We start from the raw sequence: 11,439 nt of genomic DNA on the forward strand, positions 1-11,439 counted from the left end.
GCCCCTCGCGCCGTGCGCCCGGACCCCGCCGCCATGGCCCGGGCCGTCCGCGACTTCCTCACCGCCGCCGGGCTCGACCTGACGGACGTGAACCTGGTGGACACGCCCACGCGCGTGGCCGACGTGTGGGCGAACGGCTTCCTTGATGGCTACAGCCGCACGCCCGAGGAGGCGCTCGGGAAGACCTACCCCGCGCCCGCGGACTCCTCTGGAGAGCTCGTGGTCGTGACGGACCTGCGCTTCCACTCCATGTGCCCGCACCACCTGCTGCCCTTCACCGGCCGCGCGCACGTGGCCTACGTGCCGGGCTCTCGCGTGGTGGGCTTCGGGCGCATTGGCGCGCTGGTGGACCTCTTCGCGCACCGGCTCATCCTCCAGGAGGACCTGGCCCGGCAGGTGGCGCGCTCGCTCGCCCGCGTGCTCGGCAGCCCCGCCACCGCCTGCATCCTGGAGGCTGAGCAGGCCTGCCTGCGGCTGAGGGCCGACCACCAGCGCGACGCCGTCACCCACGCGGAGGCCTATGAAGGACGCCTGCGCAAGGACGGCCCCCTGCGCCGCGAGCTATGGGCCCGCCTGGGCGCGCGCGCGGGGGCAGGCCGATGAACCCCGCCGCCCGGACCTTCGAACGCGTGGCGCCCGAGCGCGTGACGCAGGTGCTGGAGGCCCTGGCGGGCGTGCTGTCCGAAGGTCAGGTGAAGCGCGACGAGGCCACGCTCGACGCCTACGCGCGCGACGAGTCCGACAGCGGCGTGTACCGCCCCGACGCCGTCCTGCTGCCGGAGACGACGGCGCAGGTGTCCGCCATCTTCAAGGCGTGCCAGGCGCACGGCGTGCCCTTCACCCCCTGTGGCGCGCGCAGCGGCAAGAGCGGCGGGTCGCTGCCCTTGAGGGGCGGCATGGCGGTGAGCCTGGAGCGCATGAACCGCATCCGCTCCATCTCCAGGGAGGACCTCACCGCGGTGGTGGAGCCCGGCGTGGTGACGGGCGACCTGATGAAGGCGGTGGAGGCGCAGGGGCTCTTCTATCCACCGGACCCGAACTCGTGGGAGTTCTGCACCCTGGGCGGCAACGTGGCGGAGAACGCCGGCGGCCCGCGTGCATTGAAGTACGGCGTCACGCGCGACTACGTCATCGGCCTGGAGTGGGTGATGCCGGATGGCGAGGTGCTGCGCGTGGGCCGGCGCACCATCAAGGGCGTGGCCGGCTATGACCTGGTGGGGCTCTTCGTCGGCTCCGAGGGCACGCTGGGCGTGGCCACCGAAATCACGGTGCAGCTGATTCCGCTGCCCCGCCAGGTGATGACCGCGCTGGTGGTCTTCCCCTCCGTATTGGACGCGGCGCGGGGCGTGTCCGCGGTGCTCGCCGCCGGCATCCTGCCGCGCTGCCTGGAGCTCATCGACGAGGTCGCCGTGCAGGCCATCGTGCACCGGGGCAGCTTCCAGTTCCCTCCGGGCGCGGGCGCCGCCCTCATCGCCGAGGTCGACGGCAACACCCCGGAAGGCGTCCTCGCGGAGCTCCAGATGTTGGGGGACCTCTGCACCCGGCACGGCGCCACCGAGACCCTGGTGGCCCAGGACGACAGCCAGCGCGAGAAGCTGTGGGCCGCGCGCCGCGTGATTTCGCCCGCGCTGCGCGCGCTCAAGCCCGCCAAGATTTCCGAGGACATCGTGGTGCCCCGCTCGAAAATTCCCGAAATCATCGAGCGGCTGAAGATGATGGGCGCCGAGCTGGGCCTCACCGTGGCCACCTATGGCCATGCGGGCGACGGCAACCTGCACGCCAACATCCTCTACGACGGCCCTGCCCAGCGCCCCCTCGTGGACGAGGCGCTGAAGCGCATGCTGATGCTCACCGTGGAGCTGGGCGGCACCATCACCGGTGAGCACGGCGTGGGGCACGCGAAGCGGGAATATCTGGCGCTGGAGCAGGAGCCCGCGCTGCTGGAGCTGCAGCGCGGGCTGAAGACCTTTTTTGATCCATCAGGTCTTCTCAACCCCGAGAAAATCTTCCCCGCGCCCAAGCGTTGAAGCCTTCGTGGCCGGAAACGTAGGTGCTGTCCCACCCGCCGCGTCGCGTGCTTCCAAAGGCCCGGAAGTGCGAGGACGTGACGGCCTTTTGACAAGGGTAGGCGGTCGAAATGCCCTTCTTGGAAGGAATGAGAAACCCTTTCCGTCGTTGCGCGTCCTAGTGACAGATGGACGCGGTTCGTCGGGGGATTCATCGCGTCCGGCAGTTACGAACGGAAGGACGGGAAATCATGGCCAACTCGACGAAGTTCGCGGCAGAGGGCCTTTCGCATTACCTGCGTCACCTGGGCGGCCACCAGCAGCTCACGCGTGAACAGGAGTACGAGCTGGCCCGCCAGGCCCGCAAGGGTGACGAGAGCGCCCGACAGACGCTCGCCAGCTCCAACCTCGCTTTCGTGGTCGCCGTGGCGAAGAAGTTCGCCAACCGCGGGGCCCGCCTGGACGACCTCATCCAGGAAGGCAACGTCGGCCTCATGAAGGCCATCGAGCACTTCGACCCGAAGAAGAACGTGCGCTTCGCCACCTATGCCGTGTGGTGGATCCGCGCCTACATCACCCGCTACCTGAAGGACAACCGCAGCCAGGTGCGCGGCGGCGAGGCGGAGCGCGGCAGCATGGTGGACTTCTCGCTGGACGCCACCATCGACGAGGAGGGCGAGACGACCTTCCTCGACCGGCTGGAGGACGGCGGTCCCTCGCCGCAGGAGTCGTTCCTCTCCCGCGAGCAGGACACCGAAATCCAGGAGGCCCTGCAGAAGGTGCGCAAGCGCATTGGCGACCTGGGCTGGGACATCCTCACGGAGCGCCTCACGCAGGACAAGCCGCTGACGCTGGAGGAGCTGGGCCAGCGCTGGGGCGTGTCGCGCGAGCGCGTTCGCCAGGTGGAGCTGAAGACGAAGAACTTCCTGGAGCGCTACCTCATCGCCTTCAACGAGAACGAGGAGCACACCGCCACGGCCGACGCGGCCTGAAGCGGCAAGCAGGAAGGCAGCTTCTGTTGCGTCGCCGACGGGACCTGGCGGGGTGTTCGCACCTTGCCGGTCCCGTCTTCGTTTTTGCCGCGCTGCGTCTGGTACGTTCGGTTGATGGTAGGCGAGCGTGCGTGCTAAGGCTTTTCGATGCGCTTGAAATTGCTTGCCCTTTGGGTGCTTTGGGCCGTCCCGGCACACGCCGCGGATCCCGCGCTGCTCGACCAACTCGACGCGTTGTACGCAAAGCGCAATGACGCGGAGTCCGCGAAGGCGCTGGACAAGCAGGTGTCCGAAGCGCTGAAGGCCGCGCCGGACGACTTCGACCTGGCGTGGCGCAAGGCGCGCATCCTCCAGTGGCAGGCGGACGGCGCCACGGAGAAGAAGCTCAAGATGGTCCTGGGCAAGCAGACCTGGGAGGCCGGGGACCTGGCCGCGAAGCTCCAGCCGGCGCGCGTGGAGGGCTACTACTTCGCCGCCTGCGGCATCGGCTCCTATTCGCAGGCCGTGGGCATCATGAAGGCGCTGGGCGACGGGCTGGAGGGCAAGTTCAACGAGCGCCTGGACACCGCGCTGAAGATCGACGCCACGTACGAGTACGGCGGTCCCTGGCTGGTGAAGGGGCGTTACTTCTATGAGCTGCCCTGGCCCAAGCGCGACCTGGGCAAGTCCGCCGAGTACTACCAGAAGGCCATCGCCAGGTTTCCGCAGTCGCTGCGCGCGCACTACTACCTGGCCGAGACGTTGCTGAAGGACGGCAAGGCGAAGGACGCGAGCGCGGCCATCGAGAAGGTCAAGCAGGGAAGCACCGCGTACAACCCCGCGGAGGGGCAGCGCGTGCAGCAGTGGGCCAAGAAGGTGGATGCCGACATCCAGGAGGAGCTCAAGTGAGGGCAGAGAGTCAGGTCACGACGGCTCCCGCGGCGGGCGGGACGCAGGAGCAGAACCTCGTCCAGTTGCTCGTTCAGCGGGCCCAGAACGCCTCCAAGGTAGGCGTGACGCACAAGAAGGACGGGCGCTGGCAGGACGTCACGTTCGCGCAGGTGCTGGAGGACGTGAAGGCGCAGGCGGCGGGCCTCATCGCCCAGGGCGTCCAGCCCGGGGACCGGGTGGCCATCTTCGCCAATACCAGCCTGCAGTGGATCATCGCGGACCTGGCCATCAGCGCGGCCCAGGCCATCACGGTGCCCATCTATGGCTCCAACACGCCGGATGAGTGCCGCTACGTCCTGAACCACTCGGAGACGAAGCTGCTGCTCGTCGACAACGACGAGAAGGACGCCAAGCAGGCCGGACGCCTGTCGCGCGTGCGCTCCAAGCTGGGGGACATCCCCTCGCTGCAGAAGATCGTCGTCTTCGAGGGGCCCATCTCCGGCGACAAGGAGATGTCGCTCGCGGACATGGTGGCCTCCGGCAAGGGCATCCCCCAGGCCGCAGAGTCCGCGTTCACCGAGCGCGTGTCGCAGGTGAAGTTGGACGAGACCAACATGCTCGTCTACACCTCCGGCACCACGGGTGACCCGAAGGGCGTCATCCTCACCCACGGCAACTGGGCCTACGAAGCGAAGGCCACCCAGGCCATGGGCATGATGAAGCCGGACGACTCCGTCATGCTCTTCCTGCCCCTGGCGCACGTGTTCGCCCAGGTGGTGAAGGCCGCGTGGCTGTCCATGGGCTTCCGCCTCATCATCGCGGAGTCGGTGGACAAGCTGCTCGCGAACCTGGCGGAGACGCGCCCCACGGTGCTGCCGTCCGTGCCGCGCGTGTTCGAGAAGGTCTACAACAACGTCGTGGCCAACGGCTCCGCGGCCCCCGGCGTGAAGGGCAAGCTCTTCAAGTGGGCCTTCGGCCTGTTCGACGAGTACGCCGAGGCCAAGGGTCAGGGCCGCGAGTACAGCTCGCTCCAGTTCAGCCTGGCCAAGAAGCTCGTCTTCTCCAAGGTGCGCAAGACGCTGGACGAGAAGCTGGGCGGCAACATGCGCATCTTCATCTCCGGCGGCGCGCCGCTGTCGCGGAAGATCGCCTACTTCTTCGACCTGCTCGACCTCAAGGTGCTGGAGGGCTACGGCCTCACGGAGACGAGCGCTCCGTGCAACGCCAACCGGGTGGAGAAGATCAAGATCGGCACCGTGGGTCCGCCCGTGCCCGGCACGGAGATCAAGATCGCCGCGGACGGTGAGATTCTCGTGCGTGGCCCCTGCGTGATGAAGGGCTACTACAAGAACCCCGCCGCCACCGCGGAGGTGCTGGAGCCGGACGGCTGGTTCCACACCGGTGACATCGGCGAGGTGGACTCCGACAACTACCTGCGCATCACCGACCGCAAGAAGGACATCATCGTCACCGCGGGCGGCAAGAACGTGGCGCCGCAGAACATCGAGAACACGCTCAAGACCTTCCCGCTCATCAGCCAGGCCATGGTCTACGGCGACAAGCGCCCCTTCCTGGTGGCGCTGATCACCGTGTCCGAGGATCCGGCCAAGAAGCTGCTGGAGGAGAAGGGCATCCCGGTGGGCACCTACGCGCAGAACTCCCAGCGGCCGGAGATCAAGGCGGCCGTCGAGGAGATCATCAAGAAGGTGAACGCGGAGATCCCCCCGTACTCCAGCATCAAGAAGATCGCCGTGATGGAGGCGGACTTCACGCAGGAGACCGGTGAGCTCACGCCCACCCTCAAGGTGAAGCGCAAGGTCGCCAGCCAGAAGTACCTCAAGACCATCGACGCCATGTACGAAGGCGCGAAGGTGATGGACTGACGTAAACGCCCGACGCCCGTCCATGGCCGCTTTCGAGCGGTCACGGTACGGGCGTCATGGGTGTCCGGGCAGTGAAGGTGAAGGAATCAGGCGTTGTGGCTGGGGGCCTTGGCGGCCACGTCCTTGTCCACGGTGGTGGACGCGGACAGCGTGCCGGCCTTCTTGTCGGAAGCCTCGTCCTTCTCCTCGTCGCTGGAGAAGCCGCGCTTGAAGTTTCGGAGCGCGCTGCCCAGGGACGAGCCGAGCTGAGGCAACCGCGAGCCGCCGAACAACAGCAGCAGCGCCGCGAAAATCAGAAGAATCTCAGGAAGCTTCAATCCCATGGCTTCGCTCCTCGCGAAAAACGCGGGGGAGCATACCGGTGGGAGGTGGGTCGCGCTAGCAACTCCCGCTTTCTGGCCTCATGCCTGCCAGCCCGCTGGATGCCCGAGTTCCTCTGACAGGGATAAGGGCAGCGTGAGGAAGAGGGTGGTGCCGCCCGCGTCCGCCTGGGCGCCCACCTGGCCTCCGTGGGCCTCCACCTCCTGGCGGGCCAGGAAGATGCGCAGCGGATCCTCCAGCTTGCGCTCCCGGAAGGCGCGCTCCTCGCACTGGAAGACGGTGGTGATGTCCTCTTCTGGATGGATGGCCCCCTCGCGGCGCACCTCCACCCGCACCTGATGACCCAGGCGCTCGGCGCGCACATGCAGGGACTCCCCCGGCTGCGCGCGGGAGAGCAGGTGGTGGGCGAAGGCCTCCACCGCGTGCTGGATGCGGCCCGCGTCCACCTGGACGTCGGGCAGCTCCGGCAGCGTGTCCAGCACCACCTCCACGTTGGAGGCGGTGGCCGCGGCCCGCATGCGCTCCACCGCGGCGTCCAGGATGGGCAACAGCGCCTGGCGCTCGCGCTCACACGCCAGCGCGCCCAGGTCCGCGCGGCTGGAGTCGAAGAAGTCCTGGGCGAAGGAGAGCGCCCGGTCCGCGTTGCGCAGGATGGTCTCCAGCCCGCGCTGCGCCTTGGGCTCCAGCGGGATGCGGCCGTTGAGCAGCAGCGCCGCGTACGAGCGGATGTTGGCCAGCGAGCCGCGCAGGTCGTGCGACGCGAGCGACAGGTAGCGCACGCGGTCCGCCACGCGCTCGCTGGCGGGGGCGGCCTGCGACACCTGCCCCACGGACGCCTGGCCCAGACTCCAGGGCACCGGCAGCGCCCACACCAGGCGGCCGCCATCCTCCAGGGACTCCTCGCCCACCAGCAGGGTGCGCTCCTCGCGCTCCCAGAGATTCCGCTCGCCGTCCTTGCGGCGGAAGCCCGCGGCGGCCATCAGCCCGTCAATGCCTGATACGCCCGGTGCGGGTGGCAGGGCCTCCAATCCCAGGTAGTCCAGGAGCAGGGGGCCGAGCAGGCGGGGCGTCCCCTGACGGGGCATGAGCGCGAGCCCCGGCGCGGCTTCGTTGCCTCCAGGTGTCTCCCCCAACCACGTCACGCGCAACCTCCCCGGGCCGTGCCTCGAATCAACGGAAGGGTGGGCAGTGACTGTCGGTTTTGCAACGGGCTCCCGCTTCGCGCGGACGGCCCTTGATTTCTTGCACCCGTAGGGCCAGTGATGATGAAAGATCGGCCCACGGCAGCGGCATCGGGGAGACACCTCTGACCTCGCTCAACGCACAGCATTCTGGAGCACCCGTGGTGCTCGTCGTGGACGATGATCCCGACATCCTCGAAGCGCTTTCGGAGATCCTCGAGGCCGAAGGCTTCGAGATCCGCCGGGCCCGCAACGGCAAGGAGGCCCTGGAGCGCCTGGAGCCGGACCCTCCGCACCTCATCCTCCTGGACCTGATGATGCCGGTGATGGACGGCTGGGAGTTCGCCCAGCGCATGCGCCAGAAGCCGGACTTCGCTGCCATCCCCATCATCGTCCTCAGCGCGGACCGCAACGTCGGCAGCAAGGCGAAGGACATTGGCGCCATGGGACACCTGGCCAAGCCCTTCGAGCTGAACGACCTGCTGTCGATGGTGCGACAGTCCCTGAATCCCTCGGCGGACACCTCGCGCGTCTGAGCACTCCGGCGGTGGCCGTGCTTGACCCCACCGTGGGGCGACACTACGGTCCGCGCAGGACTGATTCACCAATCAACGCTGAACGCTGAAGGAGCGAATCATGGCGAGCGCGAAGGACATCATCGAGGGGCAGATCCCGGAGAAGCTGAAGGCGAAGCCGGAGCTGGCGAAGGAGATCAACGCCATCATCCACTTCGACGTCTCCGGCGACGGCGGCGGCAAGTGGACCCTGGACACCACCAAGGAGGATGGCTGGGTGTCCGAGGGCCTCAACGGCGCGTCCAAGATGACGGTCTCCGTCAGCAACGAGGACTTCGTGAAGATCCGCGAGGGCAAGCTCAACCCGCAGATGGCCGCCATGTCGGGCAAGCTCAAGTTCAAGCCGATGGACATGGGCCTCGCCATGAAGCTGGCGAAGCTGCTGAGCTGAGCCTCTCCGTAGCGTGTCGCACCGGCGGCGCGTCACCCCTCGTGGGGACGCGCCGTCCGCATGTCTCCACCTCCCCCTGGAGCCCCCTCGAATGTCCGAGCCGTCCTCCCCCCTCGCGGGCCTGCGCGTGTTGGACCTGTCACGCCTGCTGCCCGGCCCCTACGCGACGCTGGTGCTGGCGGACCTGGGCGCCACCGTGGACACCGTGGAGGACCCGGACGTGGGGGACGCCACCCGCCACATGCCGCCGCACCGGGACGGGGAGGGCGCGCTCTACTACGGGCTGCACCGCAACAAGCGCTCGCTCGCGCTGAACCTCAAGTCGCCGGAAGGCCGCGACGCGCTCCTGCGCCTCGTCTCGCGCTACGACGTGCTGGTGGAGAGCTTCCGCCCCGGCGTCATGGACAAGCTGGGCCTGGGGGAGGCGGTGCTGCGCCAGAAGAACCCCCGGCTGATCTATTGCGCCATCTCCGGCTACGGCCAGACGGGGCCGGACCGGCTCAAGGCGGGGCATGACCTGAACTACGTGGCCCGCGCGGGCCTGCTGGGCTACGGCGGCGAGGCCGGCGGCGCGCCCGCCTTCCCGGGCGTGCAGGTGGCGGACATCGGCGGCGGCAGCCTCTTCGCGCTGGTGGGCATCCTGGCCGCGCTGCACGAGCGCGAGCGCACCGGCGTGGGCCGCTTCGTGGACGTGTCCATGACGGACGGCGCGCTGGCCTTCCTCCACCTGCACCTGGCCTCGCGCCTGTTCATGGGGCAGGAGGGCGCGCCGCTCGCGCGCGGAAGCGAACCCCTCAACGGCGGCTATCCCAGCTACGGCCTGTACCGCACCGCGGATGACCGCTGGCTGGCGGTGGGCGCGCTGGAGCCCAAGTTCTTCGGCGCGCTCAGCGCGAAGCTGGGCCGGCCGGAGCTGCTGGATGACGCGTACTCTGGCGGTGAAGCCAGCGCGCGCGTGAAGTCGGAGCTCACCCGCATCTTCGCGAGCCAGCCGCTGTCGCACTGGCGCGAGCAGCTCCGTGGCCCGGAGTTCTGCGTGGAGCCGGTGTCGGAAGGTGACGAGGTGCTCGCGGATCCGCAGCTGCGCGCACGCGGCCTCTTCGTGGACACGGACGATGCGCAGCGCGGCATGCGCGTCACGCACCTGCTCACGCCGCTGCGCATGGGCGACGTCGCGCTGCGTCCACCGCCGGCGCTCGGACAGCACTCGCGCGTCATCCTGGAGGATGCGGGTTTCACCGCTGAGGAAATCTCGCGCCTCATTGCATGAATGCCGTGTGAATCGGACCTGCGAAGGCGGGTTCGCACACGGATCCAAAGTGACCCGTTGCTGATTGACAGCTCCGGAGCCACAGTTAGATCTTTCCTGTTTTCTGACTGGGAAATCGACTTTCAAGCCCTGGGAAGGAAGGTCCCCCGTGCCCGACGCGCAGGAGCTCGAGTCATACATCCGAAGGAAGTTCGCAGAGCACGTAGGCCTGACGGAGGCGGAGCTGTTCGCCGAGGACCTGACGCTCTCGGAGCTGATTACCCGCTCCGAGCGCATGACCAACAGCGTGGATTTGATGGAGGCCTTTGCCCGGACGTCCAACGGGCTGCGCAAGGATTTTGGACTGCGGGTCCGGCTGCCCGCGCTGTCGCTGGATACGCCGGTGTCCAAGGTCCTGTCGGTGTTCATGGGCGAAGTCACGAACCCGGAGCGCAAGTCCGCATGAGTGTCCTGGCGCGCAGCCTCGAGCACGAAGAAGAGACCGTCGCCACCCCCCACTCCCTCCCGCGTGAAGGCCGCCCGGCCATCATGGCGGAGCTGTACGAAGCCCTCACGCAGCGCGGCCTGTCGCTGGTGGACATCACCTGGGAGCAGCAGCGGCTGCACGAATCCCGGCGCTGGAGCGTGGTGGAGATGCTCTCCAGCGTGGACTTCTCGCGCATGAGCGAGTCCGACCGGCACCTGGTGTGGAACGCCGGGCGGGCGGAGCTGACGACGAAGCCGGGCGCGGACCGGCTGGAGCGGCTGGCGGACGTGGAGTGCCGCCGGTGGCAGGAGCAGAACCCCACCGTCGCCGCCATCATGCAGGCGTGCGGCACGTGGAGCCGCTACTGGAACGAGGAGGAGGCGCACCACGAGACGGCGTTCAACCGCCTGTCCACGGTGCTCAAGCTGGAGCCCATCAGCGACGCCACCTTCATCGAGTTCCGCAAGGTGTTCCCCGACGACGACATGCTGCGCACGCTCACGCTCTTGTCCATCTCCGAGGTGGTGGCGGCGGTGGACTACGGCCAGTGCTCGCAGATGGTCCAGGACCCGGGCCTGCGCGCGCTCTTCAAGCAGGTGGCCGCGGACGAAGTGCAGCACATGAACTACTTCATCGCCTTCGCCAAGGCGCTGGTGGACAGCGGGGCGTACCAGGCGAAGGAGGCGTTCGCGGTGGCGCACCTGTTCCTGCGCGACGGCGGTGAGCTGCACGGCAGCAAGCGCGAGCGCGTGGAGGATCGCGACACCCACGTCAACTGGTGGGATCAGCTGGAGCACCGCGAGGGCTTCTACGCGCCGGACGCGCTGCGCAAGAAGGAGCAGCTCATCTTCCACGCCCTCAAGCGCATCACCGGCCTCACGGTGAACTCGCGCGAGGAGGTGGAGGACACCTGGATGGAACTCGTCGGGTGTTGATGGGCCTGGGCCACGACCTCCAGGCCATCTCGGAGCTGGAGGCCGCCAGGGCGCTGCGGGAGCCGGACGTCTTCTTCACCGCCGCGGAGCTCGCCCACTTCGAGCGCGCGGCGAACCCGGTGGAGAGCCTGGCGGCGGGCTTCAGCGCGAAGGAGGCCCTCTTCAAGGCGCTGCCCGCCGTGGAAGGGTGGTTCTGGACGGACGCGGAGCTCGTCCATGACGCCCGGCACGCGCCGCGCTTCCGGTTTCACGGCACGCTCGCGGCGCACCTGGCGCGCGAGGGCCTGCAGGTCGCCGTATCGCTGTCCCATAGCGGCGGGTTCGTCTCGACGGTGGTTCTCGTGACGCGCGCGCCGTCCCCCTGAAGTCGCTGTCCTCCCCCGGCAGCCAGAAGGACATCCCCCGTGCACTTCGAAGAGTCGTCTCTCACGCTGCGCGTGCGTCCCAACGACCTGGACACCCTGGGGCACGTGAACAACGCCACCACGCTGGAGTACCTGGAGGCAGGCCGCTGGGCCTGGTTGGAGCGGCAGGGGCTGACGCGCGGGG

The 11,439-nt window shown here is 68.3% G+C and carries 14 protein-coding genes; 12 read left to right on the forward strand and 2 right to left on the reverse strand.

Annotation, left to right across the window (positions count from 1 at the left end; genetic code table 11):
* From folE to D7X55_RS26335, 5 genes are all read left to right on the forward strand, one after another.
* Positions 1 to 603, forward strand: a 603-nt coding sequence (folE, locus tag D7X55_RS26315) for a GTP cyclohydrolase I (protein WP_233610075.1), incomplete at its 5' end; no start/stop codon positions are given.
* Entirely contained in the window at positions 600 to 2,027 is a 1,428-nt protein-coding gene (locus tag D7X55_RS26320) for an FAD-binding oxidoreductase (protein ID WP_121724508.1), read from the forward strand. The genes folE and D7X55_RS26320, both read left to right, overlap by 4 nt.
* Before the next feature lie 230 nt (positions 2,028 to 2,257).
* Positions 2,258 to 2,998, forward strand: coding sequence for an RNA polymerase sigma factor RpoD/SigA (locus D7X55_RS26325; RefSeq protein ID WP_120552266.1), 741 nt, complete (start codon positions 2,258 to 2,260; stop codon positions 2,996 to 2,998).
* A 147-nt stretch (positions 2,999 to 3,145) separates the two neighbouring features.
* Positions 3,146 to 3,886, forward strand: a complete 741-nt coding sequence (locus D7X55_RS26330) for a tetratricopeptide repeat protein (RefSeq protein WP_120552267.1) — start codon at positions 3,146 to 3,148, stop codon at positions 3,884 to 3,886.
* Positions 3,883 to 5,751 (forward strand): long-chain fatty acid--CoA ligase, encoded by a 1,869-nt coding sequence (locus D7X55_RS26335; protein WP_120552268.1) that lies wholly within the window; start codon positions 3,883 to 3,885, stop codon positions 5,749 to 5,751. The genes D7X55_RS26330 and D7X55_RS26335 overlap by 4 nt, the downstream gene beginning before the upstream one ends.
* 86 nt (positions 5,752 to 5,837) lie before the next feature.
* On the opposite strand, the gene D7X55_RS26340 is transcribed toward D7X55_RS26335, so the two are convergent.
* Both D7X55_RS26340 and D7X55_RS26345 read right to left on the reverse strand, forming a co-directional pair.
* Positions 5,838 to 6,074, reverse strand: coding sequence for a twin-arginine translocase TatA/TatE family subunit (locus D7X55_RS26340; protein ID WP_120552269.1), 237 nt, complete (start codon positions 6,072 to 6,074; stop codon positions 5,838 to 5,840).
* Between the two features lie 78 nt (positions 6,075 to 6,152).
* Positions 6,153 to 7,214 (reverse strand): sensor histidine kinase KdpD, encoded by a 1,062-nt coding sequence (locus D7X55_RS26345; protein WP_120552270.1) that lies wholly within the window; start codon positions 7,212 to 7,214, stop codon positions 6,153 to 6,155.
* 200 nt (positions 7,215 to 7,414) lie between these two features.
* Between D7X55_RS26345 and D7X55_RS26350 the strand changes: the two genes are divergently transcribed.
* From D7X55_RS26350 to D7X55_RS44820, 7 genes are all read left to right on the forward strand, one after another.
* Positions 7,415 to 7,789, forward strand: coding sequence for a response regulator (locus D7X55_RS26350; RefSeq protein WP_120552271.1), 375 nt, complete (start codon positions 7,415 to 7,417; stop codon positions 7,787 to 7,789).
* A 100-nt stretch (positions 7,790 to 7,889) separates the two neighbouring features.
* Positions 7,890 to 8,219 (forward strand): SCP2 sterol-binding domain-containing protein, encoded by a 330-nt coding sequence (locus D7X55_RS26355; RefSeq protein ID WP_120552272.1) that lies wholly within the window; start codon positions 7,890 to 7,892, stop codon positions 8,217 to 8,219.
* Between the two features lie 91 nt (positions 8,220 to 8,310).
* Positions 8,311 to 9,489, forward strand: a complete 1,179-nt coding sequence (locus tag D7X55_RS26360) for a CaiB/BaiF CoA-transferase family protein (protein WP_120552273.1) — start codon at positions 8,311 to 8,313, stop codon at positions 9,487 to 9,489.
* Positions 9,490 to 9,637: 148 nt separating this feature from the next.
* Positions 9,638 to 9,934, forward strand: coding sequence for a hypothetical protein (locus tag D7X55_RS26365; protein ID WP_120552274.1), 297 nt, complete (start codon positions 9,638 to 9,640; stop codon positions 9,932 to 9,934).
* Complete coding sequence (locus D7X55_RS26370) at positions 9,931 to 10,890, forward strand: ferritin-like domain-containing protein (RefSeq protein ID WP_121724507.1); 960 nt, start codon at positions 9,931 to 9,933, stop codon at positions 10,888 to 10,890. Before D7X55_RS26365 ends, D7X55_RS26370 begins: the two co-directional genes overlap by 4 nt.
* Positions 10,890 to 11,255, forward strand: coding sequence for a holo-ACP synthase (locus D7X55_RS26375; protein ID WP_120552276.1), 366 nt, complete (start codon positions 10,890 to 10,892; stop codon positions 11,253 to 11,255). Before D7X55_RS26370 ends, D7X55_RS26375 begins: the two co-directional genes overlap by 1 nt.
* A gap of 39 nt (positions 11,256 to 11,294) precedes the next feature.
* On the forward strand, positions 11,295 to 11,439 hold a 145-nt coding region (locus tag D7X55_RS44820), incomplete at its 3' end, for a thioesterase family protein (RefSeq protein ID WP_147470210.1).

Origin of the sequence: Corallococcus sp. AB049A, assembly GCF_003668885.1 — a bacterium.
Taxonomy (GTDB): domain Bacteria; phylum Myxococcota; class Myxococcia; order Myxococcales; family Myxococcaceae; genus Corallococcus; species Corallococcus interemptor.

Bases quoted from the DNA above. Each gene is read 5' to 3' on its own strand.
- D7X55_RS26375 (WP_120552276.1), top strand. From the start codon at position 10,890: ATGGGCCTGGGCCACGACCTCCAGGCCATCTCGGAGCTGGAGGCCGCC.
- D7X55_RS26355 (WP_120552272.1), top strand. From the start codon at position 7,890: ATGGCGAGCGCGAAGGACATCATCGAGGGGCAGATCCCGGAGAAGCTG.
- D7X55_RS26360 (WP_120552273.1), top strand. From the start codon at position 8,311: ATGTCCGAGCCGTCCTCCCCCCTCGCGGGCCTGCGCGTGTTGGACCTG.
- D7X55_RS26370 (WP_121724507.1), top strand. From the start codon at position 9,931: ATGAGTGTCCTGGCGCGCAGCCTCGAGCACGAAGAAGAGACCGTCGCC.
- D7X55_RS26340 (WP_120552269.1), bottom strand. From the start codon at position 6,074: ATGGGATTGAAGCTTCCTGAGATTCTTCTGATTTTCGCGGCGCTGCTG.
- D7X55_RS26325 (WP_120552266.1), top strand. From the start codon at position 2,258: ATGGCCAACTCGACGAAGTTCGCGGCAGAGGGCCTTTCGCATTACCTG.
- D7X55_RS26330 (WP_120552267.1), top strand. From the start codon at position 3,146: ATGCGCTTGAAATTGCTTGCCCTTTGGGTGCTTTGGGCCGTCCCGGCA.
- D7X55_RS26320 (WP_121724508.1), top strand. From the start codon at position 600: ATGAACCCCGCCGCCCGGACCTTCGAACGCGTGGCGCCCGAGCGCGTG.